The 26,651-nt window shown below is 61.2% G+C and carries 31 protein-coding genes and 5 pseudogenes; 23 read left to right on the top strand and 13 right to left on the bottom strand.

Translation table 11 applies throughout. The features are described from left to right. Positions 1 to 211 precede the first annotated feature (211 nt). The 6 genes from NKH59_RS23400 (at position 212) to NKH59_RS23375 (ending at position 4,867) form a co-directional block, all read left to right on the top strand. Positions 212 to 742, top strand: coding sequence for a phosphatase PAP2 family protein (locus NKH59_RS23400; protein ID WP_353023218.1), 531 nt, complete (start codon positions 212 to 214; stop codon positions 740 to 742). A 209-nt stretch (positions 743 to 951) separates the two neighbouring features. After that, a complete protein-coding gene (locus NKH59_RS23395) occupies positions 952 to 1,707 on the top strand; it encodes a COG4280 domain-containing protein (RefSeq protein WP_353023216.1) in 756 nt (251 codons plus the stop codon). Next, positions 1,704 to 1,928: a hypothetical protein gene (locus NKH59_RS23390; protein ID WP_352542773.1), complete on the top strand. Its 225-nt coding sequence runs from the start codon at positions 1,704 to 1,706 to the stop codon at positions 1,926 to 1,928. Before NKH59_RS23395 ends, NKH59_RS23390 begins: the two co-directional genes overlap by 4 nt. Positions 1,929 to 2,056: 128 nt before the next feature. Then, positions 2,057 to 3,070, top strand: a complete 1,014-nt coding sequence (locus NKH59_RS23385; protein WP_352923631.1) for an ABC transporter substrate-binding protein — start codon at positions 2,057 to 2,059, stop codon at positions 3,068 to 3,070. A 97-nt stretch (positions 3,071 to 3,167) separates the two neighbouring features. Then, on the top strand, positions 3,168 to 3,977 hold the full coding sequence (locus NKH59_RS23380; protein WP_352816312.1) for an ABC transporter ATP-binding protein: 810 nt from the start codon (positions 3,168 to 3,170) through the stop codon (positions 3,975 to 3,977). Positions 3,978 to 3,988: 11 nt separating this feature from the next. Then, a complete protein-coding gene (locus tag NKH59_RS23375; RefSeq protein WP_353023214.1) occupies positions 3,989 to 4,867 on the top strand; it encodes an ABC transporter permease in 879 nt (292 codons plus the stop codon). A 24-nt stretch (positions 4,868 to 4,891) separates the two neighbouring features. Here the strand turns inward: NKH59_RS23375 and NKH59_RS23370 are convergent, their stop codons facing one another. From NKH59_RS23370 to NKH59_RS23360, 3 genes are all read right to left on the bottom strand, one after another. Continuing rightward, positions 4,892 to 6,283: a sensor histidine kinase gene (locus NKH59_RS23370; RefSeq protein WP_352542769.1), complete on the bottom strand. Its 1,392-nt coding sequence runs from the start codon at positions 6,281 to 6,283 to the stop codon at positions 4,892 to 4,894. Beyond that, positions 6,273 to 6,947: a response regulator gene (locus tag NKH59_RS23365; RefSeq protein WP_352542768.1), complete on the bottom strand. Its 675-nt coding sequence runs from the start codon at positions 6,945 to 6,947 to the stop codon at positions 6,273 to 6,275. The genes NKH59_RS23370 and NKH59_RS23365 overlap by 11 nt, the downstream gene beginning before the upstream one ends. A 229-nt stretch (positions 6,948 to 7,176) precedes the next feature. After that, entirely contained in the window at positions 7,177 to 7,866 is a 690-nt protein-coding gene (locus NKH59_RS23360) for a methyltransferase family protein (RefSeq protein WP_353023212.1), read from the bottom strand. 255 nt (positions 7,867 to 8,121) lie between these two features. On the opposite strand from NKH59_RS23360, the gene NKH59_RS23355 reads away from it, so the two are divergent. The 14 genes from NKH59_RS23355 (at position 8,122) to NKH59_RS23290 (ending at position 20,263) form a co-directional block, all read left to right on the top strand. Next, on the top strand, positions 8,122 to 8,379 hold the full coding sequence (locus NKH59_RS23355) for a hypothetical protein (RefSeq protein ID WP_352542766.1): 258 nt from the start codon (positions 8,122 to 8,124) through the stop codon (positions 8,377 to 8,379). A 38-nt stretch (positions 8,380 to 8,417) separates the two neighbouring features. Continuing rightward, positions 8,418 to 9,212: a COG4705 family protein gene (locus NKH59_RS23350; RefSeq protein WP_352542765.1), complete on the top strand. Its 795-nt coding sequence runs from the start codon at positions 8,418 to 8,420 to the stop codon at positions 9,210 to 9,212. A gap of 111 nt (positions 9,213 to 9,323) precedes the next feature. Beyond that, positions 9,324 to 9,833, top strand: coding sequence for a cytochrome b (locus NKH59_RS23345; RefSeq protein WP_352542764.1), 510 nt, complete (start codon positions 9,324 to 9,326; stop codon positions 9,831 to 9,833). A 120-nt stretch (positions 9,834 to 9,953) separates the two neighbouring features. Continuing rightward, complete coding sequence (locus NKH59_RS23340; RefSeq protein ID WP_353023210.1) at positions 9,954 to 10,631, top strand: winged helix-turn-helix domain-containing protein; 678 nt, start codon at positions 9,954 to 9,956, stop codon at positions 10,629 to 10,631. A gap of 41 nt (positions 10,632 to 10,672) precedes the next feature. Then, the gene (locus NKH59_RS23335) at positions 10,673 to 12,091 is read left to right on the top strand and encodes a HAMP domain-containing sensor histidine kinase (protein ID WP_353023209.1); all 1,419 of its coding nucleotides are present in this window, start codon (positions 10,673 to 10,675) and stop codon (positions 12,089 to 12,091) included. Positions 12,092 to 12,236: 145 nt separating this feature from the next. Continuing rightward, a complete protein-coding gene (locus NKH59_RS23330) occupies positions 12,237 to 12,803 on the top strand; it encodes a hypothetical protein (protein WP_352816322.1) in 567 nt (188 codons plus the stop codon). Between the two features lies 1 nt (position 12,804). Continuing rightward, on the top strand, positions 12,805 to 13,467 hold the full coding sequence (locus NKH59_RS23325) for an ABC transporter ATP-binding protein (RefSeq protein WP_352816323.1): 663 nt from the start codon (positions 12,805 to 12,807) through the stop codon (positions 13,465 to 13,467). Further along, entirely contained in the window at positions 13,460 to 14,137 is a 678-nt protein-coding gene (locus NKH59_RS23320; protein WP_352542759.1) for an ABC transporter ATP-binding protein, read from the top strand. Before NKH59_RS23325 ends, NKH59_RS23320 begins: the two co-directional genes overlap by 8 nt. After that, positions 14,134 to 16,788, top strand: a complete 2,655-nt coding sequence (locus NKH59_RS23315; protein WP_353023208.1) for an ABC transporter permease — start codon at positions 14,134 to 14,136, stop codon at positions 16,786 to 16,788. Before NKH59_RS23320 ends, NKH59_RS23315 begins: the two co-directional genes overlap by 4 nt. A gap of 303 nt (positions 16,789 to 17,091) precedes the next feature. Beyond that, positions 17,092 to 17,346, top strand: a complete 255-nt coding sequence (locus tag NKH59_RS23310) for a DUF1344 domain-containing protein (RefSeq protein WP_353023206.1) — start codon at positions 17,092 to 17,094, stop codon at positions 17,344 to 17,346. A gap of 290 nt (positions 17,347 to 17,636) precedes the next feature. Beyond that, complete coding sequence (locus NKH59_RS23305; protein ID WP_353023204.1) at positions 17,637 to 17,864, top strand: hypothetical protein; 228 nt, start codon at positions 17,637 to 17,639, stop codon at positions 17,862 to 17,864. A 91-nt stretch (positions 17,865 to 17,955) separates the two neighbouring features. Next, positions 17,956 to 18,195, top strand: coding sequence for a DUF982 domain-containing protein (locus tag NKH59_RS23300; RefSeq protein ID WP_352542755.1), 240 nt, complete (start codon positions 17,956 to 17,958; stop codon positions 18,193 to 18,195). Positions 18,196 to 18,656: 461 nt separating this feature from the next. Then, entirely contained in the window at positions 18,657 to 18,920 is a 264-nt protein-coding gene (locus NKH59_RS23295) for a DUF982 domain-containing protein (protein ID WP_352816329.1), read from the top strand. Between the two features lie 650 nt (positions 18,921 to 19,570). After that, positions 19,571 to 20,263 carry a hypothetical protein gene (locus NKH59_RS23290; protein WP_352542754.1) on the top strand — a complete coding sequence of 231 codons (693 nt, stop codon included), beginning with the start codon at positions 19,571 to 19,573 and terminating at the stop codon, positions 20,261 to 20,263. A gap of 107 nt (positions 20,264 to 20,370) precedes the next feature. Here the strand turns inward: NKH59_RS23290 and NKH59_RS23285 are convergent, their stop codons facing one another. From NKH59_RS23285 to NKH59_RS23270, 4 genes and pseudogenes are all read right to left on the bottom strand, one after another. Next, positions 20,371 to 20,823 carry a Csu type fimbrial protein gene (locus NKH59_RS23285; RefSeq protein ID WP_352816331.1) on the bottom strand — a complete coding sequence of 151 codons (453 nt, stop codon included), beginning with the start codon at positions 20,821 to 20,823 and terminating at the stop codon, positions 20,371 to 20,373. A 226-nt stretch (positions 20,824 to 21,049) separates the two neighbouring features. Next, complete coding sequence (locus tag NKH59_RS23280) at positions 21,050 to 21,229, bottom strand: spore coat protein U domain-containing protein (protein WP_352923077.1); 180 nt, start codon at positions 21,227 to 21,229, stop codon at positions 21,050 to 21,052. Positions 21,230 to 21,419: 190 nt separating this feature from the next. Further along, on the bottom strand, positions 21,420 to 22,502 hold the full coding sequence (locus NKH59_RS23275) for a sensor histidine kinase (RefSeq protein ID WP_352542777.1): 1,083 nt from the start codon (positions 22,500 to 22,502) through the stop codon (positions 21,420 to 21,422). 156 nt (positions 22,503 to 22,658) lie between these two features. Further along, positions 22,659 to 22,810 (bottom strand): annotated as a pseudogene (locus tag NKH59_RS23270) (EAL domain-containing protein); the annotation flags it as partial. 5 nt (positions 22,811 to 22,815) lie between these two features. On the opposite strand from NKH59_RS23270, the pseudogene NKH59_RS23265 reads away from it, so the two are divergent. Next, a pseudogene (locus tag NKH59_RS23265) lies at positions 22,816 to 22,953 on the top strand (exopolysaccharide biosynthesis protein); the annotation flags it as partial. Between the two features lie 448 nt (positions 22,954 to 23,401). Then, positions 23,402 to 23,575: pseudogene (locus tag NKH59_RS23260) on the top strand (coproporphyrinogen III oxidase); the annotation flags it as partial. A gap of 34 nt (positions 23,576 to 23,609) precedes the next feature. Here the strand turns inward: NKH59_RS23260 and NKH59_RS23255 are convergent. The 4 genes and pseudogenes from NKH59_RS23255 to NKH59_RS23240 all read right to left on the bottom strand — a co-directional run bounded on the left by NKH59_RS23255 (position 23,610) and on the right by NKH59_RS23240 (position 25,146). After that, positions 23,610 to 23,975, bottom strand: a complete 366-nt coding sequence (locus NKH59_RS23255; protein WP_353023228.1) for a DUF779 domain-containing protein — start codon at positions 23,973 to 23,975, stop codon at positions 23,610 to 23,612. Positions 23,976 to 23,978: 3 nt separating this feature from the next. Further along, positions 23,979 to 24,422, bottom strand: a pseudogene (gene adh / locus NKH59_RS23250) (aldehyde dehydrogenase); the annotation flags it as partial. Between the two features lie 368 nt (positions 24,423 to 24,790). Further along, positions 24,791 to 24,859 (bottom strand): annotated as a pseudogene (locus NKH59_RS23245) (type II toxin-antitoxin system VapC family toxin); the annotation flags it as partial. Positions 24,860 to 24,891: 32 nt separating this feature from the next. Next, positions 24,892 to 25,146, bottom strand: coding sequence for a type II toxin-antitoxin system VapB family antitoxin (locus NKH59_RS23240; RefSeq protein WP_352507621.1), 255 nt, complete (start codon positions 25,144 to 25,146; stop codon positions 24,892 to 24,894). Positions 25,147 to 25,334: 188 nt separating this feature from the next. Here NKH59_RS23240 and NKH59_RS33545 point away from each other — a divergent pair, with 188 nt between their 5' ends. Further along, the gene (locus NKH59_RS33545; protein WP_502904358.1) at positions 25,335 to 25,628 is read left to right on the top strand and encodes a Y4oE-related protein; all 294 of its coding nucleotides are present in this window, start codon (positions 25,335 to 25,337) and stop codon (positions 25,626 to 25,628) included. Positions 25,629 to 25,820: 192 nt separating this feature from the next. Here the strand turns inward: NKH59_RS33545 and NKH59_RS23235 are convergent, their stop codons facing one another. After that, the gene (locus tag NKH59_RS23235) at positions 25,821 to 26,072 is read right to left on the bottom strand and encodes a hypothetical protein (RefSeq protein ID WP_023722511.1); all 252 of its coding nucleotides are present in this window, start codon (positions 26,070 to 26,072) and stop codon (positions 25,821 to 25,823) included. Continuing rightward, the gene (locus NKH59_RS23230) at positions 26,069 to 26,497 is read right to left on the bottom strand and encodes a putative toxin-antitoxin system toxin component, PIN family (RefSeq protein ID WP_353023202.1); all 429 of its coding nucleotides are present in this window, start codon (positions 26,495 to 26,497) and stop codon (positions 26,069 to 26,071) included. Before NKH59_RS23230 ends, NKH59_RS23235 begins: the two co-directional genes overlap by 4 nt. Between the last annotated feature and the right edge of the window lie 154 nt (positions 26,498 to 26,651).

Genomic DNA, 26,651 nt, shown 5'->3' with positions numbered 1-26,651 from the left:
CGCGCGAGCCAAAGTCGATCACCAGCTCAGACATCCTTCCAAACATTCTCACCCCCTCTAATTATCCCTCAATGGCAACCCATTGGTTCGTCCCTCCGGTGTTCGTGAAGACTGAAACCGGCGACAGGCGTGGCTGCAACAATGCCAAGGCAGCCCTTGAGCAGCTCAAGACGTGGACTCGGAGAGGACCTCGCTGGCAAAAGGCGTAAATATGAACATCACGCGGCCCGTCGGATTGGTGCTGGCAAGCGAAGAATGCGCCCAGCGCCGCAAGCGATGCCAGATCGGCGTTCCGCTGATGGTGCTGGCTGTGGTTCTGCAATGGTGGGCGAAGGTCGACCGCTACCATGTGCGCCATGCTGCCTTGTCGGCCGGTCTGGCATTTCTGCTCGGCCTTGCGATCAACCAGTTCATTCTTCTTTTCGTGCATCGCATCCGCCCCTACGATGCCGGTGTGACCCACCTGTTGATTGCGCCAAGCGCGGACTGGTCATTCCCATCCGATCACGCGACCGCAGCCATCGCAATCGTTGCGGCCTTTGCGATGCAAGCTCTGCCGCGCCGGACGTTAGTGCTGTCCCTGCTGGCATTTCTGATTTGTTGGTCGAGAATTTACATTGGGACCCACTACCTCACCGACGTAATCGGCGGCGCAGTGACGGGCGTCTTAGGTGCCGTTATGGTGCGATTGGCCTATCGTGAGAACTCCCGGCTGGACAACCTGGCGACAAGAATTCTCTAGCTCCTTATGTGCCAACAATGAGACGAGCAGCTATCAAAACGTCGAGGTCCAAGGCGGCGGCTGGCTGAGGATGATCCTGTCATGCCTTAGTTGAGGTCGGCGAATTCACGAGTTGATCGCGGCGCGATGGGCGGATTCAAACGGTCGTCGCAACATCCCGGATGTTAGAGGTTGCGATGAGCATTGGGTCAAACGAGACAGAAACCTCCATGCAGACACTGACACCCATCCTTTCGACGGTCACGGCGGCATTCCTGGCGTCCTTCGTCGAGGTCGTCGAGGCCTTCACCATCGTGCTTGCTGTCGGGCTGACGCGCAGCTGGCGCCCGGCGCTCACCGGCGCCGCACTGGCGCTGGCGGTGCTGACGGCCCTGGTGCTGGCGTTCGGCCCAGTGTTGGCACTCGTACCAATCAGCACGCTGCAGTTCGTCGTCGGGGTGCTGCTGATCCTGTTCGGCATGCGCTGGCTGCGAAAAGCCATTCTGCGCGCTGTTGGCGTCATCGCCATACATGACGAGGCGGCGGCGTTCTCCAGGGAAACCGCTGCCTTGCACCAGCAGGCAAACGACCGCCGCGCCGACTACCTCGCTGGACTGGCGTCGTTCAAGGCAGTGCTCCTCGAGGGCGTCGAGGTGGTGTTCATCGTCATTGCCGTCGGAGCAGCACACGGGCACACGCTTTACGCCGGCCTCGGCGCGCTGGCGGCGTTCTTCCTGGTGATGCTTATCGGCCTGGCGGTCCACCGGCCGCTGGCGCGGGTGCCGGAGAATGCGCTCAAATTCGTCGTCGGGCTGATGCTGACCAGCTTCGGCATCTTCTGGACCGGCGAAGGGATTGGCGCCGACTGGCCGGGCGCCGATCTCGCTTTGCTCCCCATTTTCGCTATCGTCGCGCTGGCGTCGTTTGCCATGGTGCGCTGGCTGCGCAGCACCTACCCCACACTCACCGGAGAGCTCGCCCGATGAACGTCATTCGGCTCGCAGCCAAGGAATGCCTTGGCATGTTCGTCGATGACGGCAGTCTGGCGCTGCTGGCGCTGGTTCTGGTGGCAGTCATCGCGGCGGCTGTAAAGCTGCTGGGGCTGCCCCCGCTGCTCGGCGCTGCCCTGCTGTTGATTGGTTGCCTCGCCATCCTGTTGCACAGCGTTCGCCGCGCTGCACAGCTGCGGCAGAACTCCAAACCTTGAAGCCGTTCGCGTTCCCGTTTGACAGGTTGATGAAAGGTTGATGCCATAACTATGCCGCGCGTCCTCGCAATGTCGCAAAAGCGATGGGAGAAGAGAGGGACGCGGGAACCGAACCAAGGGAAGAGGCCATGTCGCCTAAGCGAACACTGCTTGATTCAGCCGCTACAATTGCACTCGTCGCCACCATAGCCCTGTCCGCACCATCGGCTCGCGCCGACGATAAGATCTCCATCATGGTGGGTGGCTACGAGAAGCAGATCTATCTGCCCGCCAAGCTGGCGGAAGCGCTCGGCTACTTCAAGGACGAAAGTCTCGATGTCGAATTGCTGAACGAGCCGGCCGGCGTCGATGCCGAGAACGAGATGCTGGCCGGGGCCGTGCAGGCGGTGGTCGGTTTCTACGACCACAGCATCGATCTGCAGGCGAAGGGCAAATTCGTCGAATCCGTTGTCCAGTTCAGCCAGGCGCCCGGAGAAGTCGAACTCGTTTCCACAAAGCATCCTGAGATCAAATCGCCCGGCGACTTCAAGGGAATGAGCCTTGGCGTGACTGGCCTCGGCTCCTCGACAAACTTCCTGACGGAATATCTTGCCGTCAAGAACGGCTTGAAGCTCGGTGAATTCACTTCGGTTCCGGTCGGCGCCGGCAACACCTTCATCGCCGCTATGCAGCAGGACAAGATTCAGGCCGGCATGACGACCGAACCGACGATCACCCGGCTTCTGAAGACCGGCGAAGCTTCCATTCTTGTCGACATGCGTACGATGGAAGGTACCAAAGCCGCGCTCGGCGGCACCTATCCGGCTGCTTCCCTATACATGCAAACGGACTGGGTCGACGCCCACAAGGAGACGGTGCAGAAGCTGGCCAATGCCTTCGTCAAGACACTGAAGTTCATCAACACCCATAGCGGCGCCGAGATCGCCGAAAAGATGCCGAAGGACTACTATGTCGGCGACAAGGAAGGCTATGTGAAGGCGCTGGACGCCGGCAAAGCAATGTTCACCGCCGACGGCGTCATGCCGGAAGGCGGCCCGGAAACGGTGCTAACCGTGCTCTCGGCCTTCAAGAAGGACCTGCAGGGCAAGCAGATCGACCTGTCGAAGACCTACACCACCGAGTTCGTCAAGAACGTGAAATAGCCGACATCGCCGGCGCGAGCCTCGCGCCGGATCCATCCTGTTTCTGCGTCCGGCGATCTCCCGCGCGGCGACCGCTGGGCCTTGGAGTATCTTTATCATGGCTGCCGAAAAAACCGTTCCGGCGATCGAGCTGATCAATGTCAGCCGCCGCTTCCTCTCCCCCACCGGCAAATCGCTGACCGCGTTGCGCGACTTCACCATGACAGTCGAGCGTGGCGAATTCGTCGCCGTCGTCGGCCCGACCGGCTGCGGAAAGTCGACCAGCCTCAACCTGATCACCGGTCTAGCAGCCCCAAGCGCCGGCGAGGTTCGCGTCATGGGCGGCCCAGTCAAGGGAATAGACCCACGCATCGGCTTCGTTTTCCAGAGCGACGCCCTGTTTCCCTGGCGCACGGTGATCGAGAACGTCATGGCGGGCCCGCTGTTTCGCGGCAGGCCGAGGTCGGCGGCCATGGCCGCGGCGCGCGACTGGCTGGCGCGCGTCGGCCTGTCGCGGTTCGAGCAGCATTATCCGCACCAGCTTTCGGGCGGCATGCGCAAGCGCGTGGCGCTCGCCCAGACCTTCATCAACGGCCCCGAGATTCTGCTCATGGATGAGCCGTTCTCCGCACTCGACGTGCAGACACGCGTGCTCATGCATGAAGAGCTGCTGCGGCTGTGGTCGCAGGCCAAGGCCTCGGTGGTCTTCGTCACCCATGATCTGGAGGAGGCGATCGCCCTGGCCGACAAGGTCTATGTGCTGACTGCTGGTCCGGCGACAGTGAAGTCGGTCTACACCATCGATCTGCCGCGGCCGCGCGTCGTCGCCGATATCCGTTACGAGCAGAGCTTCATCAATTATTCGCGCACAATCTGGGCCGATCTCAAGGAAGAGGTCGAGACCAGCTATGCGCGGGCCGCCGCCTGAGGGAGAACATTATGACTGATGCTGCCATCGACGTCAGCGCCGGAAGCTTCAGGCCAGGAACCTCTGACGCCGAAATCGAAGCCGCCGCCGCAAAGGCGGCGAAGCACCGCCGCCGCACGGTAATCTTCTGGCGGATTGCCATCCTCGTCATCTTCCTGTCCTTGTGGGAAATCGCCGGCCGCCTCGCCTGGATCGATCCGTTCTTCTACGCGATGCCGAGCACGATCGCGGCCAGGCTCTACGAATGGACGACGGAAGGAACGTCGGAAGGACCGCTCTGGTACCATCTCTTTGTCACCATGGAGGAAGCCACTATCGGCTTCGTGACCGGTTCGGTTACCGGCATCATCATCGGCGTCGCGCTTGGCCGCAACCGCATGGCCGCGGATATCTTTTCCATCTACATCAAGGTGATCAATTCCATTCCTCGCGTGGTATTGGCGCCGATCTTCATCATGATCCTGGGCCTGGGGCTGGCCTCGAAAGTGGCGCTCGCCTTCGTCATGGTTTTCTTCGTGGTCTTTCATAACGCCTTCCAGGGCGTGCGCGAAGCCGACTGGGCGATGATCGCCAACGCCCGTATCCTTGGCGCTTCCGACTGGCAATTGACACGCTCGGTGATCGTGCCGTCGGCGATGAGCTGGATCTTCGCCAGCCTGCATGTCAGCTTCGGCTTTGCCATAATCGGCGCCATCGTCGGCGAGTTCGTCGGCTCGCGCTACGGCATCGGCCTGCTTATCAACATCGCCAAGGGCTCCTTTGACGCGGCCGGCATGTATGCCGCGATCGTCATCGTCATGGTGGTGGCGCTCGGTGCGGAATATCTGATGACGATGGTCGAGGACCGGCTGGCGAAATGGCGTCCGCAGCCCCTGCACGAGACGCAATGACCTGAACCAAGTCGGGAAGCTGAATCAGGCTTGGGCTGCCTGGTAGGCGGGCAGCTTGGCTTGGGCGCTCAATCCGGGCAGCGGCTTGCGGTTGGCGAGCGCGATCTCGCCGTCATGCGACGAGACAATCTCGCGCACGATGGCGAGACCCAAGCCGGTGCCTTCGCTGTCCGGTTCGGACCCTCTATAAAAGCGCTCGAACACCTTTTCCTTGTCGCCTTCGGCAATGCCCGGTCCCGTATCTTCCACCTGCAGCACGATCCAGCTCGCATCGCGGCCGATCCTTGCGGTGACCGAGCCGCCTTGTGGGGTGTAGCGCAGGGCGTTGTCGACCACGTTGACGACAAGTTCGCGAAGCAAGGTCGGATGTCCCCACACGATGAGATCATCTCCCTCGGACTCGAATCCGAGGTCGATGTTGCGCGACAGCGCCGCCTGCGCCAACCCCTCGAGAGCATCCCTGGCCACGGCGCTGAAATCGACGCTGGATTTCATCAGCGAAGAGCTACCCTGCTCGGCGCGGGCAAGTGAAAGAAGCTGGTTCGACAGCCGCGCCATGCCATCGACAGACATGTCGACCGCGGCCAGAATTTCATCCTTGGTGCCGATATCGCGTTCGCGCAGGCCGACGCTGACCTGCGTCTTCAACAGCGCCAGCGGCGTCCGCAACTGGTGCGCGGCGTTGGCGACGAAGCGCCTCTGCGTGGCCATCTGGCGCTGGATGCGGTTGAAGGCCTCGTTCAGCGCTTCGACAAGCGGGCGCAATTCGCTCTGGACAGTGTCGGCGGCGAAAGGCTTCAGTTCCGCCGGATCGCGCTCCATCACATCGTTGCGAAGGCGCAGGATCGGCGCCAAGCCACGGCGCAGCCCGAAAACGCCGAGCAGGCCGGCAGCCGCGACGAGCAGCACCTGGTCGCGCAGCGCCTTGAGCCATAGGCCGGTCATCAGCTTGTCGTGCCCCCTCAACGTCTGACCGACCGCCACCATTGCATTGCCCGGGTTCTGCTTGCTGACCATGGGCTGGGCAATGGCAACCGCATGGACAGGCTGGTCGCGAAACGTCGTTTCGAAATAGACCGGATTGAGATCGGCGGGTTGGCCAGGCGGTGCGATGACATCGGGATAGCCGGCAATGACTTGGCCACGTGGTGTCGTCACGCGGTAGACGACGCGGTCGGGCTGATCGGATGCGAACATTTCCAGCGCAGCCGGCGGGATCGGCGCTTCCAGCACGCCGTCGTTTTCGCGAATGTTTTCCGCGATTACCCGAGCCGATGCCAGAAGGGTTCGATCGGTGATCAGATTGGCGGTTTCCTCCGCATTCTTGTAGGTCGTCCACACGTTGAACGAGACGACGGCCGTCAGTGGCACGACGAGCCAGGCGAGCAGTTCACGCTGGAGGCTTCTAGTGGCCATCGTCGATTCGCAGGGCGTAGCCGAGACCGCGAAGAGTGGTGATCGCCATGCCGCTGCCCTCCAGCTTCTTCCTGACGCGGTGAACGCAGATTTCCAGGGCGTTCGGATTTGTCTCGTCGTCGAAGCCGAAGATACTCTCGGCGAGCATAGTCTTCTGGACCGGCCGACCGGCGCGCATGATCAGCGTTTCAAGCACGGCATGTTCGCGAGCGGTCAAATGAAGCGGGCTTTCGCCGAGGGTGAAGGCACGTGCCTGCGTGTCGAAGGCGAGCGTGCCGAACCGCACCATCGGGTCGAAGTTTGCCCGACCACGCCGCAGCTGCGCGCGGACGCGCGCCTCGAATTCATCGACGTTGAACGGTTTGACCAGATAGTCGTCGGCGCCACTGTCGAGGCCACGCACCCGGCTCGATACGGCATCGTTGGCGGTGAGAATGATGACGGGCGTTGTGCTGCCGCGACTTCGCAGCCGCCGCAAGATCTCGATGCCATCAAGATGCGGCAAGGCCAGATCGAGGATGACCAGCGCATAGTCCTGACTGGCGAGTGCGAGGTCGGCATCGTCGCCGCGATAGACGCAGTCGATCACGTAATGATCGCGCCGCAGCAGGCGGGCAAGCCATGTCGACAATTCGCGATTGTCTTCAGCAAGTAAAATACGCATTCAATGCAATCCGTCTCAACGGCCGACAGCCACATCGCGAAAGAGTGCGTCTACAAGGGGGTCCGGCGAAAATGTTTTGGCCAATGTTGGGAGATGGGTTTTTCCGTTGGCCGCCGTCCCGCTAGTGCCCTTCCGGTAAATGACCATCCGATATCGCAAAGTCCCGGTCTGTATTGCGCCAAGTGCCGAAAATCAGTCGATGCTCTTATGTCTTTAGCGAAAACGGTCGCTACTGTCCCAGTTGATAGCGACGAGCGTGGGCGAATGGCAGCAGATTTATGCATTGATCAATAGAGGGTGAACAGTGTCGGCAGGAAGCCGCCATTCCTAAATGCTCGACCGTTTCGATCACCGGAAAAAGGGCGAGGAAATAAAGCCCGTCATAGAATGTTCGCTTCAAGGCATGCGTTGAGAACTGTCGTTCGGCCTGGTCGGCAAACAACAGCGGGTTCGGCCAGAAGCGCGGCGTTCGCTCCGCATACGCCAGATAAGCGGGGCCAAACTTTCCCAGCAGGAATTCAGCTTCCTTGCGCGCCGTCACCCGAAAAACGACGAAACTGGCTAGGCCAAGTGCCACGGCCACCACGACGGATCCATATATCAGCCCAATGCCCACCGCGCCGATCGTTGAGAAGAAGTAGAGCGGGTTCTGGGTCATCGAAAATGGCCCGGCGGAAATCAACTCTTCGTTCTTTCTGCCGCCGACATAGAGAATGCTCCACAGACGGCCACCGACACAAATGAGGATGAGGAGGCCGCCCAGCAGTTCGACGAACTCGTGTCCGCTCGACCCTTCGCTCAGGAACGGCTTGACAAACAGCAGCAGCGCTATGGCCAGGACGGCCGCTACCTGGAGAACGATGAGGCGCTTGTGCTGGTCGAATGCCTTTGGTGAAGGTTTGAGGGAGGCGTAGGTCATTGGTTTCCCGCGGCTCTGGCAAGTCTATGGGTGGGCCGAAGTGTCGTTGCGCGTAACCAGCTACTCTTTCCGCCGCCTGATGGCGAGGCAATCGACGGGTTTTCTCGAATTCTTACAAAAAAGTAAACCACCGGACAGATGCCGGCGAACTCGCCTCCCTATGGTCGCTGCTGCCGGTAGTCGCTGCTGCCGGTCGACTGGCCAGAGCTTGATCGACACTGCCGGAACCCCGGCGCCAAATAGGGAAGATATCACATGAACAGACTGGTTCTCGCCCTCGCGCTCGGTACAGTTGCCATCGCCAACCCGATTTTATCAGCATCCGCAGCCACGACCCCTTGCGAAACCTCGCTCAAGGATCTGAGGGCAGCAGAAGCAACGGCGAAACTCAGCGATACGGACAAGACCAAGGTTTCCGAGCTGGAGACCAAGGGAATCGAGCGCTGCAACGCCGACGACGACAAGCGCGCCGACGACTTCTTCGCTCAGGCCATGAAAATCCTGGGCAAGTAAGTCGACCTACCTTCTCCATCAACGACAGGGATACAGCCATGCTCTCGCCAGCCGCCCGATGGGTCGCGCCTGCTCTTAACCGGGTTCCCGATGTCACCGTCGATTTCTGGCTGATCAAGCTCTTGGCGGTGACCATGGGCGAGACGGCGGCCGACTATCTCGCCGTCAATCTCGGCCTCGGGCTCACCGTTACGTCGCTGATCATGACCGGCATCCTGATTGTCGCGCTCATCCTTCAATTCGCGCAGAAACGTTATGTGCCATGGGCCTACTGGCTGGCGGTCGTGCTGATCAGCGTTGTCGGCACGCTGATCACCGACAATCTCGTCGACAATTTCGGGGTGCGGCTTGAAACGACGACGATTGCATTCAGCATCGCGCTCGCCGCAACATTCGCGGTCTGGTACGCCAGCGAGAGGACCCTGTCCATCCACACGATCTTCACCACCAGGCGCGAGATCTTCTACTGGTTGGCGATACTGTTCACCTTCTCGCTGGGCACCGCGGCAGGCGATCTGGTCGCCGAAAAGTTCGACATGGGCTACCTCACCACCGGCCTGTTGTTTGGCGGCGTCATCGCGCTGATCGCCTTTGCCCATTATGTTCTCAAACTGGACGGCATCCTTGCCTTCTGGCTCGCCTACATCCTGACGCGGCCGCTGGGCGCTTCATTCGGCGACCTGCTCTCGCAGCCGGTCGAATATGGCGGCCTAGGCTTTGGCACCACCTTGACCAGCATCCTCTTCCTTGGCTGCATCATCGCCCTGGTTCTCTACATGAGCCTGAAGAAGGACACCGACGAGGCCGACAAAATCCTGCTTGAATCGGAGTAGGAATCAAGCATCTGCACACCCGCCTGACGCGACGAGAACGCGCCAAAACGTCACGGATCCCTGCCGTGGGTTGCTATGGGCAGCTATCGCGCTCACCTCATGGACAGAAGAATGAACTCCAAGAAATCCGGTTATAGCGGCCTCCAAATTAGCCTGCATTGGACGATAGCGGCGCTTGTCCTGTTCCAGCTCCTGTTCGGGGAAAACATGACAACCTATGTCGATGCGGCAGCGGCAGGACGCCGACTGTCAACCTACGAGCAGACCATGGGGTCCGCCCATTACTGGGTCGGCCTGGCGATCCTGTTGCTGGTGTTCGTGCGACTGGCCGTCCGCCTCTTTGTCGGTGCGCCCAAGCCGCAATCGACAATGCCGAAATGGATGGCTTTCGCCTCACGCGCAACGCATGCACTGTTCTACGGCTTTCTCGTCGCTGTTCCTGTTTCCGGGCTTCTGGCCTTTCATCTCTGGGGCTGGATGGGCGATATCCATGCCTGGGCAAAGCCGGTGTTCATCGTCCTGATCTGCATTCATGCCAGTGCGGCACTCTTCCATCATTTTATTCTGAAAGACGCCGTGCTGCGCAGGATGCTTGTTCCTGCGCGCGATCCGGTCGGATGACACTGTGGGCATGTGCAACGACGACGAGCCACCAGGCGCTGGCGGATATTCTAGGAACCGGACCGCCGGCGGTGCTAGCATGCCGCACTGACAAAGCCTCGGCAACAGACCGGAACAGAGATGCGACTTCTCCTTGTTGAGGATGACCCACGGACGGCCGACTACGTCGTCAAGGGACTGAGCGAAGCCGGGCATGTCTGCGATCTGCTGCGCAACGGGCATGACGGGCTGTTTGCCGCGACACGCGACGCCTATGACGTGATCATAGCGGATCGGATGATCCCCGGCCTGGACGGCCTGTCGATGATCAAGGCGGTGCGTGCCGCCGGGGTGCGAACGCCGGCGATCTTTTTGACCTCGGTCGGTGGCGTCGATGACCGGGTCGAAGGACTGGAGGCCGGCGGCGACGACTATCTCGTCAAGCCATTCGCCTTTTCCGAGCTGCTCGCCCGCATCAACGCCCTTGGCCGCCGGCCGCCGGCGCAGGAGCAGAAGACCGCATTGCGGGTCGCCGATCTCGAAATGGATCTGATCATGCGCCGCGTCACCAGGCAGGGGCATGTGATCGACCTGCAGCCGCGGGAATTCAGCCTGCTCGAAGTGCTGATGCGTGGCGAAGGCCGCGTCATCACCCGGACCATGCTGCTGGAACGCGTCTGGGATTTCCATTTCGATCCCAAGACGAGCGTCGTCGAAACCCATATCAGCCGGCTGAGGACCAAGATCGACAAGCCGTTCGAAACCCAGCTTATCCATACGGTCCGCAACACCGGCTACAGTCTGCATGCGCCTATCTAGACCATGATCCCAAAAAGTGGGCCCGGTTGTTGGAAAAGATCATGGCCAAACAAGAAGATAGAGTCCCATCCCGTTTCTACCGGGATGGATCGGGCCCCAGCCTGCTGCGCAGCACGCCTTTCCGGCTTGCATTGACCTTCGGCTTCCTGTTCGTGCTTGCCTTTATCCTGTCGGGCGCCATCGTCTATCAGCTGATGAGCGCCGACCTTGCCCAGCGGCTCGACGAATCCATCAAAGAGACCTATTCCGTGGTGGCGGTAACTTATGCCGAAAGCGACCTGGAGGATCTGGTTGCCACGGTCGACAGCCACGCGGCGCTCTCAACCAAGAAAGAGCAGCTGTTCTCGCTGACCGGTCCGGCCGGCAATCATCTTGCCGGCAACTTTACCGCGGCGGACCTTCCCGACGGCTTCTCGATGTTTGAGGCCACCATGCCCGGCGTGCCAGCCGACACCGTCTATAGGGCCTGGTCCGGTTCGGTTGGCGGAAACAGTCTGACGGTCGCTTTCAGCCTTTCCGAGACCGAAGAGCTGGAAAGCATTGTGCTGATGAGCTTCGGCTGGGGAACCCTCATCATCACCGGTCTGGCGGTGGCCGGCGGCGCCTTGCTGGCCTCGCGTGTCCAGCGCCGCCTCGACGGTATCGCCGCCACTATGGTCGATGTGTCGCATGGGCGGCTTGACGCCCGCATTCCCCTGGTTGGCAACGGCGACGATATTGACGGGGTTTCCGCCCAGGTCAACGCTGCGCTCGACCGGCTGTCGGCGCTGGTCGAAGGCATGAAGCAGGTCAGCGCCAACATCGCGCATGATTTGAAGACGCCGCTGAACCGCCTGCAGATGATTTTGGAAGCCGCCGCCGACAAGACCGCTTTGGGCGAAGCGGTTTCCGATGATTTGGCGGACGCGCGGGCGGAAGGGCTCCAGATCAATGAGACGTTCGATGCCTTGCTGCGCATCGCCCAGATCGAGGCTGGAGCGCGCAAGGCGCGCTTCATCGATCTGGACGTCAATGGCGTCGTCGAGAGCATTGCCGAAATCTATGCGGACGTTGCCGAGGATGACGGAAAGTCGCTGACGGCAAAAATCTTTCAAGGCGCACAATGTCAGATCCACGGCGATTGGGAATTGTTGACGCAGATGTTCGCCAATCTGGTGGAGAACGCCTTGCGGCATTGCCCGGCAGGCACCGTCATCGAATTGTCGGTGACCCGGCAGGACGACCGCGTTCTTGCGAAAGTCGGCGACGACGGCCCGGGGATTCCGATTGAGGAGCGTGAAAAAGTATTCCAACGGCTCTACCGGCTCGACAATAGCCGCTCGACGCCCGGCAGCGGCCTTGGGCTTAGCCTGGTGCGCGCCATAGCCGATCTGCACGGCGCATCCATTGCCCTGGAAGACCGCCGTCCAGGCCTCGCGGTCGTCGTCAGTTTTCCGGCTGCAAAACCGTCGGCTGGCTAGGCACTGCCCTCCAAGCTTACCAATCCGTATGAACCAGGCGACATGCCTGTAAGCTTGATGCGCGATAGTGAGTGCATTCGCCGTGCCAACTCGAAAGGCCGCTCAAATGATGTCCGCTCATCGAAAAATCAGCCGGATCCTGCCGATGCTTACTGTCGCGGCATGTCTAGGCGCTGCCGGCGCGCTCATTCCAGGTTTCGGAAATCTGCCGGCGTTGGCGGCCGAGAAGGTCGTCCCCGCGGAAAAGAACCCTCCTGGGGACATTCCCGATACGCAGGTCTTCATCGACTATGCCTCGCCGCAAGGTTTCACCATGAAGGTGCCGGAGGGCTGGGCGCGGTCGGATCATGCCGACGGCGCCAGCTTCGTCGACAAGCTCGACGGCGTCGTTGTCTCCGTGGCGAAGGCGGACGCCGCGCCGACCGTCGACAGCGTCAAGGCGGACTATGTTCCGAAGCTGCAATCCACCGGTCGAGCCATCCGGGTGACGGCGGTCAAGCAGGTCAAGCTGCCGGCGGGGCCGGCAATCCGCATCGTCTACACGTCCAACTCCGAACCGAACGCGGTGACCAACAGGCAGGTCCGCCTGGAAAATGAGCGCTACCTCTATTTCAAGGACGGCAAGCTCGTCACGCTCGAACTCTATGCGCCAAAGGGCGCCGACAATGTCGACCAGTGGCAGTTGATGTCCAACTCGTTGCGGTGGAAGTGAGATGCACGCGCTGGACGCGCACGAACTCTATCGGTTCTATCACATCGGCGACGACGAGACGGCTGCACTGCGCGGTGTAAGTTTTCAGATGTCGCCCGGTGAGATCGTCGCCCTGACCGGGCCGTCCGGCAGCGGCAAGTCCACCTTGCTGGCCTGCGTAACCGGGCTGGACGAGCCGGATGGTGGTCATGTCGAGGTGGCCGGCCTGCGCCTGACCCGACGATCGGAGGCCGAGCGCACGCGCATTCGCACCGCCAATTTCGGCATCCTCCTACAGTCCGGCAACCTGTTTGGCCACCTGAGCGTCGAGCAGAACATCCGTTTGCAGATGCTGCTGGCGGGAAAGCAGGACGAGAAACGAATTGGCGCCCTGCTGGAAAGCGTCGGCCTGTCGCATCGCGGAAATGCATTTCCAACCGAGCTTTCGGGCGGCGAGACGGCGCGCGCCGGCCTTGCCGTGGCGCTGGCCGCGGATCCCCCCATTCTGGTTGCCGATGAGCCGACCGCGGAGGTCGACCGCGACACTGAATCAGGGCTGATCGAGCAGTTCGAGGCCAGACGCGAAGCCGGACTGGTGACGCTGCTCGCAACCCACAGCAAAGCGCTGGCGCAAAGAGCCGACCGGATCATCCGTCTGAGAGACGGGAGGATCGAGGGTGAGTAGGACGCTAGTTGTCGGCAAAGGTCTTGGCCGCGACTTTCATGATGGGAACGCCGGCCGGATCACCGTTTTGCGCGATGTCGACTGCGAGATCGCGGCGGGCGCGCGCATTGCCTTGGTCGGGCCTTCCGGCAGCGGCAAGACAACGCTGCTGCATATTCTTGGCGGGCTGGACAGACCGACGACCGGCACCATTGAATGGCCCGGGCTCGGCCCGTTCGAGGAACTGCGGCCGCGTCAGGTCGGATTCGTGTTCCAGTCGCCCAGCCTGTTTCCCGCCCTTACGGCGGCCCAGAATGTCGGCCTGCCAATGGTGCTGGCCGGCGAAAGCGCCGCGGATGAAACCGCGGCAGCACTGCTGGAATCGTTTGGCCTCGGCGAGCTTGGCGACAAACTGCCGGAGGAATTGTCCGGCGGACAGTCGCAGCGCATTGCCATGGCCCGGGCGCTGGCCACAGGACCGAAACTCGTTCTTGCCGACGAGCCAACCGGGCAGCTCGACAGCCGGACGGCGCAATTCTTCTTCGACGCCGTGCTGGACCGGCTGGAGGACACCGGCGTGGCGCTGGTCGTGGCGACGCATGACGAAGCGGTCGCGGCTCGCATGGCAACGCGCTGGACAATGGATCACGGCCGGCTGGTCACCGGTCGGCCGTGGAACGTCACAGCATGATGCTTTTGCTTTGGCTTCGGGGCATACTCGCCCGTCGTTTCGTTCGTATCGCCGGCTCGATGGCGGGCGTCGCGCTCAGCGTAGCGCTTCTCGCGGCGATGGCGCTTTTTCTCGCCAGCGCCAGCTCCTCTATGACGGCTCGCGCCATATCGGCCGTGCCGATCGACTGGCAGGTCCAGGTGATTTCCGGTGCCGATCCGGACTTGATCGGTAAGGCGGTGAGCGAAGCCACGCCGGTCAAGGCCGTTTACCAGGTCCGCTATGCGGATGTCGCCGGTTTCGAGGCCCAGACCGGCGGCACCACGCAGACCACCGGACCGGGACGGGTCATCGCCTTCGATAGCGGCTATTCCCGGGCCTTTCCGGCCGAAGTCCGGCCGCTTTCCGGCAAGACCGACGGTGTTCTCATTGCCCAGCAGACGGCGGCCAACCTACATGTCGGCCCCGGCGACACGGTGTCGATCAAGCGAATCGGGCTGCCCCCGGCAGAAGTGAAAGTTGCCGGCGTGATCGACCTTCCCGACGCCGATTCGCTGTTCCAGGCGGTAGGCCTGCCGCCCCAGGCTGCTCCGCAGGCGCCGCCTGACAATGTGCTTGTGCTGTCACGGCAGGACTGGCAGCAATTGTTCGACCCGCAGCAGAAAATGCGCCCCGACACCACCAGGCTGCAATGGCATGTTCGGCTCGCCCATGAGGCGCTGCCCACCGATCCTGTCACGGCCTATACATTCGTCACCAGTGCAAAGCGCAACCTCGAGGCGCGGACCGTGGGTCAGGCTCTGGTCGCCGACAATCTCGGCTCCCGCCTCGGAGCAGTCCGCGAGGACGCACTTTACGCCTCCGTGCTGTTCCTGTTTCTCGGGCTGCCCGGCATTGCGCTGGCCATTGCGCTCACCTTTGCGGTCACATCGTCCGGTGCGGCGCGCCGGCGGATGGAGCAGGCGCTGCTGCGCGTCCGCGGCGCCACGACAAGGACAATCCTGTCCCTGTCGGCAGCCGAGGCCGCGATCGCCGCTGTCGGCGGAACCGCGCTTGGCATAGCCGCGGCGTTGCTCTTCGGCCGCATCGCTTCGGGCCAGCATGTAACGGCGAGCACGAGCGGTCCGACACTGCTTCTTGTCGCCTTGTTCGGGCTGCTCGTCGGTTTCGTCGCCTTTCTGTTTCCTGCCTGGCGTGACGCGCGCTGGGCGACTGTCAGTGCCGCGCGGCGTGCCGTCAGCCGCTCGGGGACGCCGGTCTGGCAGCGCCTATGGCTGGACATGCTTTTGCTCGCGGCAGCCGGGCTCTTCTTTTGGCAGTCGGCGAGCACCGGATACCAGATCGTGCTGGCACCCGAAGGCGTCGCCGCAACCTCGGTGGACTACAAGGCGTTCATCGCACCGGCGCTGTTCTGGCTGGGCATGGCGCTGCTGACCGTGCGGCTGTCGGGCACTATCATCGCGCGCAACGGCGCGGGCCTTCGGGCGATCATCGCGCCAGTCGCCGGGCCTCTCGCGAACGTCGTATCGGCGGCGCTGTCTCGGCAATCGGGACGCCTGACCGTCGGCATCGCCATGACCGCGCTGGCGATCTCCTTCGCCACGTCGACCGCGATCTTCAACACCACCTACAACGCACAGGCGCGCATCGACGCGGAATTGACCAATGGTTCCGACGTCACCGTCTTCGGCACATCGGGCAGGCCGGCCGGGACACATCTGGCAGCGCTGGCCGCACTGCCCGAGGCGGCAGCGGCAGAGCCCATGCAGCACCGTTTCGCCTATGTCGGCGCCGACCTGCAGGATCTCTATGGCATCGACCCCATGCGCATCGAACGCGCAACGAGCCTTTCCGATGCCTATTTCAGCGGCGCCAGCGCGGCCAGCATGCTCGACCAGCTCACCCTGACTCCCAACGGTGTTCTGGTGTCGGAAGAGACCGTGCAAGACTTCCAGCTCCAGCAAGGCGATACGATCAATCTTCGGCTCATGGATGCAAAGGATCACCAGTACCATCCCATCGCCTTCAGGTTCATTGGTGTTGTGCGTGAGTTTCCGACCGCGCCGAAGGACTCCTTCCTCGTCGCCAACGCCGCCTACGTGGGCCGCATGACCGGGTCGGATGCATCCGAATACGTCCTGATGCGGGCAAAGGCCGATCCGTCAGCGCTGGCACGACAGGCCGTTTCGGTGCTTTCCTTCGATCCGTCGCTGAAGGTTGCCGACATCGCACAAGCCGCTCATCTCATCGGCTCGAGCCTGACGGCGGTCGACCTCGGCGGGCTGACCACGATCGAACTGGGGTTTTCTGTTGTCATGGCGGCTGCCGCCGCCGGCCTGATGCTGGCATTGGGGTTCATCGAGCGCCGCAGGAACTTCGCCATACTGAGCGCCATCGGCGCCAAGCCCCGGCAATTGGCGGCCTTCCTGTGGGGCGAAGGCCTCCTCATCCTCGTCGGTGGTTTCGCATTCGGTCTGCTGTCGGGGTTCCTGACGGCGTGGATGCTGGTGAAGCTGTTGACTGGCGTGTTCGACCCTCCGCCCGAGGCGCTGTCGATCCCCTGGGGTTATCTTGGGGTCGTGCTCGGCCTTGTCGCCGCTTCGGTCGTCGCCGCCGTCCTGTCGGCCAGGCCTTCGTCCGGACGAGACGCCGAGCACCTGCGCGATTTCTAGAGCAATTCCAGGAAAAGTGTGAAACGGTTTTTCCGTCCGGAATTGCGTCAAAACAAAGAGATAGAGGGATGTCGCGCAAAGGGCTGCCCTCGGGCTTGACCTCAGGGGTGCGCAGCGGCGGGCTTACCTATTTGTAAAGTAGCGGCCATCCTGTCGCAAACTCCGCCGCCTAAGCTCGATCCATCTTCTCTCGAATGAGAGAAATGATCCGGCAAGCCCTACCGCTCCGGATCGTCACCGTTGCCGCTCAGGGCCTAACGGGCCCTTTCGGCATCGCAACGAAACCAAACGGCAAAAACGAACATGAAAAAATCAGTTATCGCAACCGCAATTGTACTGGCCCTTGCATCCTCGACCGGTGCCTTCGCCAAGGCAACCACCGGCACGATCGCAAGCGTCGACAAGAGTGGCGACTCGATCACGCTGTCCGACGGCAAGACGTTCATCTTGCCGGAAGGGATCGAGGCCGAGACGCTCAAGGTCGGTGAAAAGGTCGTTGTCACCTACTCGATCAAGGCCGGCAAGCTGGCGGTTTCGAGCATTCATCAGGCCAAATAAACCAGCAAAACGAGGACCGAGCGCGGGAGCGCGCCTGTGTGGATGCCATAAGAGGCAAGGTGTCCCCACAGCAGGCCCGGTGACGCGTTCGAGGAGGCAGCAAAGGAGGAGGGCAGGCTCTTTCCCTGATTAGCAGGTCGGGGGCTCTTCGCGCGAGCCAGTTATCCGATCCCCGCTCAGAAATTCTGCCAAACGTTCCGCCCCTTTACTTCGTACGATCGGAACATTGATTTTTTTGTGGGACCTACAGAATAGCGGCTTGGGTTTCTCGCTGAGGTGGGAGGCCTGGTATGAACATTTGGACGAACTGCCGACCCAGCAAAATGACTGCCCACGAGCTTGGTGAAGAGCTGATCTTACAAGCCCGTCGGGGCCAAATCGTCTCCGTCAATGACACTATTGCGGCGGTGCGCCGCGACGGGCCACATCTGGTGGTAAGTGACTGCGAGCTGGTCGCTCTTATTGTTGATGTTGCACCAGCCTTTGGCCTGTTCGTCGCGTTCGATCTTCGGGAATAGCCGCATGGCTCTCCCTGGTTGCCCCCACGTCAGAACCAATACTCCCGACCGGAAGCTGGCCGCATAGCAAGTCCGTCCCTAGGTTCCGCCTATGGCAATCCTTTGGTTCTCACCTCCGGTGTACGTCAAGACGGAGCATGACGGCTTCCGCTACGGGGTCCACCACGTTCAGGCTGCGGCCGAGGAACTCGTCTTGTGGACCAAGCGTGGTAAGTGGCAAAAGGCGGAGCGCGCCTGTATGGATGCCATCAGCGGCAAGGTGTCTCCACAGCAGGCCCGTGACGCGTTCGAGGAAGCTGCCAAGGAGGAGGGCATGATCTTTCCTGAATAGGAGTTCTCATGGCTCGCCACTGGTTCAACCCTCCGGTCCCCGTCAAGACCGGGCGTCCAGGGGAAATCCGCAACGTCAACAACGCCGAGACAGCCGGCGAGGAGCTGATGAAGTGGACCAAGCGTGGCCCTTGCTGGGACCTCGCAGTTGCGCGTTTGCCACGCCGTGATATTCGACGAGATGGAGCCTGAGGAGTGCTGCAAGGCGTTCCTGGCCGCTGCCATGGAGGAGGGGACATTACTCTCCCAATGACAACTAGCTAACTTGAACTGCGGTAAACGTTCTCTGGCCAACACCGCCTTCGCGAAAGGAGTCCGCCGCCCGTGAGAAAGGCGACGGACCCGAACAGCGGCTGCACATCACGAAGAATCCCGCTGCAACCCCTAAACCCGCGAGGGGCCTACATCGTTCCCTTACAACCTGGGTTGATCGGCAGGCTGGTTCCGCTTTAAGTTTCCTCTATGTCTCGCCATTGGTTCTCCCCTCCGGTCTACGTCAGGACCGACCACCCAGGTGTCCGCGTCGCGATCAGCCGCGTCGAGGGTGCGGCCGAGGAACTCATGAAGTGGACTAACCGGGGACATCGGTGGAACGTTGCGGTACGTATCTGCACGGCCGCGCTGGCCGATAAGGTGTCACCTCAAGTGGCTGGTAAGGCATTCCCGGCTGCTGCAAAAGAGGAGGGGGCGTTACTCCCCCCAATGGCAACCAGCGGACTGTTCTAACCAAGAGGCCCGTCGCCCATGAGAAAGGCGACGGGCCCCAACAGCGGCTGCACATCCAAGAGAAGAACCGAGCGCTGCGAGTTCTAAACCCGCGAGGGCCTACATCGTTCCCTATAACCTGCGTTGGTCGGCAGGCCTGTGCCGCTCTAAGTTCCCCCCATGGCAACCCATTGGTTCTCCCCTCCGGTGTACGTCAGGACCGACGGACCTGGCATCCGGTACGGGGTTAGCCATGTCGAGGGTGCCGCCGAGGAACTCATGAAGTGGACCAAGAGGGGACCGAAGTGGACGCTGGCGGTGCAGTCCTGCAGGAGGCCGCCAAGGAGGAGGGCGTGCTCGTTCTGGAGTAGGAAGCCGCGTGGCACTGTTATCCTCTTCGTAAGGAGGTCGATTGTGCCCGCCGTTCTCGACACTTGCGCCTCTGCGCGTGACACCCCTCATGTGAACTTCATCGCCGAATACGAAAGAGCCTGGGCCGAGAATGTACTCGCTCCATTCATTTCAAATTGTTTCAGAATATTTTTCTAATCGTAAGTGACAATCTCAAAGATAGTTCCGGGTTAGCAATCCACTAACTCTCTGAGCTCGTTATCGCTGAAGTAGCGGGCATTGAAACTGCTACTATGAGGCAAGTATCAAAGGAGAGTGTCATGGCAAATTTCGTCAAGAGTTTCGCCACAGCTTTAGCCGGTGGTGCACTTGTTTTATCTCTATCATTTCCTTCCAGTGCGGCGGGAATTAACGTCGGTGCCGGCGCATCAATTGGCGGCCCAGGCGGCATCAACGCTGGTCTCGGCGCTTCGATCGGCGGTAGTGGCGGCATCAGAGCGGGAGCCGGCGCCTCGATCGGTGGGCGCGGCGGAGTGAATGCCGGCGCTGGTGCTAACATAGGCGGCAGCAGGGGCATTACCGCCGGTGCCGGCGCTAATATTGGCGGCAGGAGTGGTGTCACTGCCGGTGCTGGCGCCAACATAGGTGGCACGAACGGCGTGACCGCTGGGGCAGGCGCTAATATAGGCGGCAGGAGTGGTGTCACTGCCGGCGCAGGCGCAAATGTAGGTGGCGCGGGCGGCGTTACAGCGGGGGTCGGCGCCAACGTTGGTGGCACAGGTGGTGTCGGCGTTGGCGTTGGTGGCGGTGCCGTTCCCGGCACCCCTGGGACTCCCGGAACGCCGGGGACACCTGGAACGCCAGGGACGCCCGGCACCCCGCCGAGCGTTGTTGCTCAGCTGTCCAGCAGCCAGCTGATTCGCATGAAGAAGCGCTGCGCCGACGTGCTCAGCAGCGAAGGCACGTATGACAGCGATCTGCGTCAGCTTTGCATGCTGATCGCGCGCCGCTGAGGAGAGTGCGCCGTTAACGGGAGCGTCGAATCGGCCGTGAGGCTTTGACAACACTCTCCTGGCCTCGCGGCCGGCCCGTCACCCGCAAGGTGGCGGGCTTCTCTTGGTCAGGATCGCAGCGCTGCGGGGCTATCCACCACGCACACCCGTCCATAGATTCGGCACGTTGAGGCGCCGACAGGGTCGTCTTGGGTCATTTCGCAAGACATGGTACCGGGCATGTTCAGTAAGTGATCGTCACCACCACAGTGTGTCGCCTGCGGCGGCACCCGTCCATAGACGGTCAGGTTTTGGGTCGCACCGTCTCCGGTCCCCGGCACCGTGCTTCCCGGGGTCGATGCATCACCCCATGGCTGCAACCGCGCGACATCCTTAAATAGGCCATAGGTGACTGTTTCCGCGCCTTTCGACATTTTGCGCGCTGTTGGCGTGGAGCCGGTGGTGCCTCCATTCAAGGAGACAGTACAGGCGGTAGCCGGCGTGCACGTGACCGACACCTGCCCCGTCGCGTCGACATTTGCGCCTAGCGTTCCCACAGATCCAAAATCGATGTTCTGCATGGCGACCAGGCAGTTGGCCGGTACGATAGCCGTTACGCTAAAGCTTGGCCGCGAGATCGCGCCCGTTCCCGTGCTGCACGAACTGGAAGAAGTATACCGGTAGCGAAATTCGACATTGCTACCGGAGAAAGCCGAGAGATAGCTTCCAGGGGCGCCGTTGGTTGGCTGCCAAGGACTGCGCCGTATATGGTTGCGGCCCCTCCGCCGGTTCCAAATGCGTTCAACGTCAACTCAAATGCCGGCGCACCAGCCGGGAACCCCAGAAGTAAGAGCCCCAGACGACACTACGGGCTGAGTCCGAATAAAGCTGATAGTTGAGAACGTTCGAACCACTCAGCAGGCGCTCGAAACTGACCTTGTCGACGGGCGCGCTGGCTCTGAATAAATGACGCGAAAGCTCCTCCACAAGCTGTCTGATCCAACAGGGCTGCCGCGGAACGGCTCTCACCGCGAAGGCAAAAACCGCAAGCTGAAGGACCCGCTCCCCTGACGTTAGCGGCCGTCAGCGATCGAAGAAGGCGCGTCGAAATCTGCGGGCAAGAGTCTTGGAATTCGCTCTCCAGCCACCAGCGCGGTTCGTCTGGACAAGGTCCGATCTACGGAGCGGCGGCGGCGGACCGCCTGAACAGGATAGTTACCTTCGTGCCCTCATTCGGGCTGGAGCTCACATGGAATTGCGCATTGGCGTTTTCGATAAGCGAGCGCGCGATTAGCGCACCGAGCTTGCCATGCCTGGGCCATGTCTCGCCTGCTGGCAGGCCGATGCCGTCATCGGCAACGACCACACGACACCCGTCACCTTCAACGGTGCTGTGCAGAGTGATCGTGCCGCCTTCGCGTCCTTGAAAAGCATGCTTCAGTGCATTGGTCAGCAGTTCATTCACAACCAGTCCCGCCGGCATGGCGACATTGATCGAAACCGGGTACGAGTCCACGCTCATATCAAGCCGGATACCTTCGGTAGCATGCGACGTCATGACTGCCGAGGCGATCTGACCGAGATAGACGCCGAGATCGACCTCGTCCTTTGGTTCGCCGCCGGAAAGTGCTTGGTAGAGCATCGCGAGGGCATTGACGCGGCCTGCCAGGCGGTCGAAACGCTTTTGGTCAGGCTCTACCGCATTTCGAGCTTCCATTCGGATCAGGGCGGTAATCATTTGCAAATTGTTCTTTACCCTGTGCTGTAGTTCGCGCAGCTGAACGTCTTTTTCACGGATACGCTCCTCGGTCTGGCGGGTGTCAGTCTCGCTGTGGGCCGAAACGTCGACAAGGGCAACGAGGCGAAAACAGACTTTGCCATTGTCTTCCTGAATGAGATTCGAATAGACGTCCACGATAGCGGGCTCATCCTCGCCGCGGTGAAGCCGAAACGTCCCGACGAAATCTGTCTCGTCCGCGAGCGCCTCGGTCAGCGACTGGTCCGCCGGCTCATTGAGACCGCTGGCGGAAAGGACCGCCCAATCCTCCCGAGCAAGCTCTTCCGCCTTTACACCCGACAGCTTCTCGAATTCGGGATTGGCGTAGACCACACGTTCGTCGCCTCGCAAGTCCGACACTGCGATCGCAATCGGCACTTGATCGAGAAATTTTCTGAACTGTTCGTTTTCCAAAGCATTGGCGAGGTCCGGTACGTCGAGTAGTTGTTCAACGGACTCGGGATTCTCGGGGTCGCTATTCATCGTATGCTGCCGTCCTACAGTCTGGCGAGACAATATCAGCGATGCGGACGCCACGCCATCGCTGAGCGCCGCGTCTCCAAGTAGCGGATGAAATATCTGACGAACGATTGATTGCACGCCCGCACGCTCGCCTGCGCCGCAGACTTCTGCGCCAGACGCGAGTGAAGCATACCCCGTCCCAAAATCATCCATGGCAATCTTGACACCAAACGACTTTAGCCGACGAAGAACAACGCAGTAGTCGGGTCGCGGATCAGAACCCCTTCAGTGATTTCGAGTTCCAACCGCCCTGGCGAGAGGCCCGATTCGCCAAACCGGCATCGGCTTCACAATCCTATTTCTGGCCATTCCGGCGCTGACGCCGATCCCGGGGCCGTTCGGCGTGGTTTTCGGCAGCGGGCTCGCGCTGGCCTCGCTCCAGATCGTTGCGGGCAGCCGGAGGGTCGCGCTGCTCCATAGGAGCCGAGGCTTGTCGGGGATCATGCGCTTCGGCACCTGGCCCTGCTTCTTCAGTGTCAGCAAGCGGGTCGGGTTGGATGAATTCGCCGGCCGCGCAGACGCTCGCCACGTCTTGCCGAAGTGGACGAGGTGAGGTCGACTGAAGCGCTTTGTCGGGCGCGGCAAATAGAGGCGATCAGGGCAAATCGTGACGCATACTGGGTGGATGATACGGAGCCGAGCTGCCCTTGTGCCCGGCTCCTCCGGCTTTGACGGGAACCTACGCAGCGTCACGTGTTAGTTGCCGACGTCGCCGCTCCGGAGCCGCTTCACGCACAAAGCGCGAAGGACCAGAGCGGCATCGGCGTAAGTGATCGCCTTTTCGCCGCCGAAAACCGGTGTATTGCCGACAACCTCTAGGACATCGCCCTCGATGCGCCAAGGAAGAATATCGGTGCGCAGCCGGCCAAAGACTTCTCGTCCGAGCGAGTTCCACGGCCCTCCAAGATCCTGCGCGGTTGCTTGAACTTGATGGTGACCGCTTCGTCGTGCCTGCGGAAAGCCGGCCCTTTGTCAGGAGCATCGCGACAAAGTTCGACAAATATTTCGAAACCGGCAAGGCGGGCGTTCGGTAGCGGTCTGAGCATCGGCTGCAGTCGGATGGGAAGGCTACGTCCCGATCTGAACAGCGCAGATCTTCGACCGTGTCAGGAATCGCTTCTCCCGTCCGTTATCGAGGCAGAACATGCCGCCGCGGCCAGGCACTACGTCGATGATGAGGTCGGTGTGCTTCCAGACCTCGAATTGCGAAGCCCCGATATAGAAGGGCGCGTCGCCGATGTGGCCGAGCAACACATCCTGATCGCCGACGATGAAGCCAGCACGCGGATAGCACATCGGCGAAGACCCGTCGCAGCAGCCGCCGGATTGGTGGAACAGCACTGGTCCGTGCTCGGCAACAATTTCCGCGATCAGTTCAGGGGCTTCCGGCGTCGCCGTAACTTTTTTGCATGCATAGGCTAATCCGGTTTCCAGTCATCTTCTCAACTGCTCGGACGAGGCCTGAGCGCCAATCATCGTCGCCGGATCGAGCGGATCGCCCTGTACGATCGCCTCGACGCGCTTCAGCGCGCGTTCCATGAACGTATCGTAGATCGATTCATGGATGAGCGCGCGGCTCGGGCAGGTACAGACCTCGCCCTGGTTTAGCGCAAACATGACGAAGCCTTCGATCGCCTTGTCGAAGAAATCGTCGTCCTCGGCGACAACATCCTTGAAGAAGATGTTTGGCGATTTGCCGCCCAATTCCAGTGTTACGGGGATAAGGTTCTGGCTGGCATATTGCATGATCAGCCGGCCCGTCGTGGTCTCGCCGGTAAAGGCGATCTTGGCAATGCGCGGCGACGACGCGAGTGGCTTGCCCGCCTCGAGACCAAAGCCGTTGACGATGTTGAGCACGCCCGGCGGCAGCAGATCGCCAATACACACAGCGCGCTCTGGGGGCGCGTTCCGGCTATGGCTTTTTTTCCGCGGAAAGGGCCGTTGTGCTTTGTGGCAGGATCTTCACTTCGGTTTCGCGCAAGAGCCCGTCGAGCGTCAGCAGCGGCGCGCGCATTGTCATGGCATAGGCGTAGTGAAAGCAATCGAAATTGCTGAGGTAGCGTTGCCAATTCCGTGTTTTTCGGCAACCGCGACGGCATAGGACAGTACTCGCAGCGGCGATCCTGGCTCGCGAAGCGCGATTCTTCTGCTTCCAGCCATTTGACCACGACCGCCTCGGCGGCGCTGTACGGGCAATTCAGCTGGTCCGGCCGGGATAGAACAATAATCGCCTCCCACGCGGCGAGCGTCGATGTGAAGGGGGAGGGCGCTTCCAGCAAGGCGGCTTCATAGCTATCGGCCGTGTCCTCGCCAGCCATCATCGACACGATGGCACAGGCATCCACGAACATTATTCGTCGCCCTGCAGATCGTGATCCAGGTCGTGATAGGCTTCTTGTGGGACCGGCTTTCGATCAGGTTGGAAAGACAGGCCATGTTTTGCCAGAATCTTCTGTGCGGTCTCGCGCGGCCGCTCCTTTTGCATCCGGTTTCGGATTGTCTCACGGAGAGCGGATATCACCGCTTCGGTGATATTGGTGCGGTCGAGGCGGGCAAGCTCCCGCGCCAATTTGTCAGCCTCGTCGTTTCGGATGTTCAAGGTCATATGTGTAGCTCCAATCGCGTATCCACCATTACGCTATCGTGTAGCTTTTTTCAGTGCTCGGTCGCTACGGCGCGGGGCGGCGTAATATTCGAGGCTGCGGACATAGTAAATTCGTTTCAGCCGGCGCACCGTCATTGCCTGCCGTTGCTCGGCCAAAGGATGTTCGCAGCTGATGACGACCGTATCTTGTGGCGGGCACGTCTCACCATCGGGCGGTGAGCGATCCCAATCTGTTGGATGCCTTCAACCGCGATGCCGCCGTGCAGAAACGGACCGTGCCTGAAGCTGCAGAGGCAGCGACAGCCCTGTGGGGAAAGACAGCCGCAACCGCAATCGCCTGGTGCGCCGTGTCGGCGTATTGCAATGGGCGGATACGGGAGTACCGGTTCTGGTTTCGGGTATTCGCCTATCTTCAAGCGGGTTCGCCCGTTGCCGAAGTGGAAGCAGCGTCGGAGAGAGTTCGTCCAGGCTTTTCCCGATAAGGAAATCATGTTCGACGAGGGAACTGCCTGCTTGTCGAGAGAACGCCGGACCGAAGTCAGCCCGTCAAGGCCAGAGCCGCATCGCTGTGGCGTGTGCTGCGCCAGCCTTGACCGGCAGTCTTCGGCCCGGCGGCCGCTTTGGACGCAGGCAAACTCCGGTACGAGCGGTACCGCTCTACCCCTCGGGGTACATTACTCCGGCAATTCGTCGCCCTTGATCGGCGCCTTCCCTTTGCCGGCCCGTTTCAGGATATGCAGCGCCTTGGGAAGGTCGGCACGGGCGGCGCGTTCCTGAAAGTAACTTTCCGTGCGCAGCGCCGAAAGCTTTTCAGCGACTGCCACGTTAATGAACTGGTTGAGCGGCACGCCTTCGCTCTCCGCCACCTTGCGCGCCTCATCCAGAAGCGAGAGCTGAAGTCGCAGTGCGAAATTGCTTCTTCTCATGTCTTTTTCTCCAATCCTCTCCGCGCCTCACTTGGCGACAGGACCATGATACCGAAGCGCTCGGCCAGCTTGCCGAAGTCGCGTAGGTTGAACGTCACTATAGCATCCGCCCGTCCGTTTACCGCCGCTTCCAGCACCATGTCGTCGTCAGGGTCGCGCACGGCGGGCCGCCAGAGAAAGAGAAGGCGAGCCGGCTCGGCGACGGACGCCACGGCATCTAGCAACGCGCTCACATCCTCAGCCGACAGGCCGGAAGCCTCAAGGTGCTCGGGCCTTGTCATGACCGCCTGGTACTCGATCATCAACGGCACCGAAGCGATGAGCGTCAGCCGGCGCTCCAAAGCCGCCACCAACAGTTGGCGCGAGGCGCCAGCGTCACTTCGGATCGCCGCCACCATGGTCGCCGTATCGAGAAGCAGTCTCATGCAGGCATATTGGATATCGCGTGCGATATTGCAAGAGGACCGAGCTTTTCGTAAATTGCCTGGCTTGGGAATTCCAAATCGCAGTGCTCAAGTATTTGCACGCCACACTACGACAGCGCGGCAACTGAACTTGTCTTGCTGATCATCACGCCGC

This window comes from Mesorhizobium sp. M0998, from assembly GCF_040318885.1.
Lineage (GTDB): Bacteria > Pseudomonadota > Alphaproteobacteria > Rhizobiales > Rhizobiaceae > Mesorhizobium.
This window is presented reverse-complemented; position numbering and strand designations above follow the sequence as displayed.

Coding starts and splice junctions, on each gene's coding strand:
- NKH59_RS23400 (WP_353023218.1), top strand. CDS start 212: ATGAACATCACGCGGCCCGTCGGATTGGTGCTGGCAAGCGAAGAATGC.
- NKH59_RS23395 (WP_353023216.1), top strand. CDS start 952: ATGCAGACACTGACACCCATCCTTTCGACGGTCACGGCGGCATTCCTG.
- NKH59_RS23390 (WP_352542773.1), top strand. CDS start 1,704: ATGAACGTCATTCGGCTCGCAGCCAAGGAATGCCTTGGCATGTTCGTC.
- NKH59_RS23385 (WP_352923631.1), top strand. CDS start 2,057: ATGTCGCCTAAGCGAACACTGCTTGATTCAGCCGCTACAATTGCACTC.
- NKH59_RS23380 (WP_352816312.1), top strand. CDS start 3,168: ATGGCTGCCGAAAAAACCGTTCCGGCGATCGAGCTGATCAATGTCAGC.
- NKH59_RS23375 (WP_353023214.1), top strand. CDS start 3,989: ATGACTGATGCTGCCATCGACGTCAGCGCCGGAAGCTTCAGGCCAGGA.
- NKH59_RS23370 (WP_352542769.1), bottom strand. CDS start 6,283: ATGGCCACTAGAAGCCTCCAGCGTGAACTGCTCGCCTGGCTCGTCGTG.
- NKH59_RS23365 (WP_352542768.1), bottom strand. CDS start 6,947: ATGCGTATTTTACTTGCTGAAGACAATCGCGAATTGTCGACATGGCTT.
- NKH59_RS23360 (WP_353023212.1), bottom strand. CDS start 7,866: ATGACCTACGCCTCCCTCAAACCTTCACCAAAGGCATTCGACCAGCAC.
- NKH59_RS23355 (WP_352542766.1), top strand. CDS start 8,122: ATGAACAGACTGGTTCTCGCCCTCGCGCTCGGTACAGTTGCCATCGCC.
- NKH59_RS23350 (WP_352542765.1), top strand. CDS start 8,418: ATGCTCTCGCCAGCCGCCCGATGGGTCGCGCCTGCTCTTAACCGGGTT.
- NKH59_RS23345 (WP_352542764.1), top strand. CDS start 9,324: ATGAACTCCAAGAAATCCGGTTATAGCGGCCTCCAAATTAGCCTGCAT.
- NKH59_RS23340 (WP_353023210.1), top strand. CDS start 9,954: ATGCGACTTCTCCTTGTTGAGGATGACCCACGGACGGCCGACTACGTC.
- NKH59_RS23335 (WP_353023209.1), top strand. CDS start 10,673: ATGGCCAAACAAGAAGATAGAGTCCCATCCCGTTTCTACCGGGATGGA.
- NKH59_RS23330 (WP_352816322.1), top strand. CDS start 12,237: ATGCTTACTGTCGCGGCATGTCTAGGCGCTGCCGGCGCGCTCATTCCA.
- NKH59_RS23325 (WP_352816323.1), top strand. CDS start 12,805: ATGCACGCGCTGGACGCGCACGAACTCTATCGGTTCTATCACATCGGC.
- NKH59_RS23315 (WP_353023208.1), top strand. CDS start 14,134: ATGATGCTTTTGCTTTGGCTTCGGGGCATACTCGCCCGTCGTTTCGTT.
- NKH59_RS23310 (WP_353023206.1), top strand. CDS start 17,092: ATGAAAAAATCAGTTATCGCAACCGCAATTGTACTGGCCCTTGCATCC.
- NKH59_RS23305 (WP_353023204.1), top strand. CDS start 17,637: ATGAACATTTGGACGAACTGCCGACCCAGCAAAATGACTGCCCACGAG.
- NKH59_RS23300 (WP_352542755.1), top strand. CDS start 17,956: ATGGCAATCCTTTGGTTCTCACCTCCGGTGTACGTCAAGACGGAGCAT.
- NKH59_RS23295 (WP_352816329.1), top strand. CDS start 18,657: ATGTCTCGCCATTGGTTCTCCCCTCCGGTCTACGTCAGGACCGACCAC.
- NKH59_RS23290 (WP_352542754.1), top strand. CDS start 19,571: ATGGCAAATTTCGTCAAGAGTTTCGCCACAGCTTTAGCCGGTGGTGCA.
- NKH59_RS23285 (WP_352816331.1), bottom strand. CDS start 20,823: ATGCAGAACATCGATTTTGGATCTGTGGGAACGCTAGGCGCAAATGTC.
- NKH59_RS23275 (WP_352542777.1), bottom strand. CDS start 22,502: ATGAATAGCGACCCCGAGAATCCCGAGTCCGTTGAACAACTACTCGAC.
- NKH59_RS23240 (WP_352507621.1), bottom strand. CDS start 25,146: ATGACCTTGAACATCCGAAACGACGAGGCTGACAAATTGGCGCGGGAG.
- NKH59_RS23235 (WP_023722511.1), bottom strand. CDS start 26,072: ATGAGAAGAAGCAATTTCGCACTGCGACTTCAGCTCTCGCTTCTGGAT.
- NKH59_RS23230 (WP_353023202.1), bottom strand. CDS start 26,497: ATGAGACTGCTTCTCGATACGGCGACCATGGTGGCGGCGATCCGAAGT.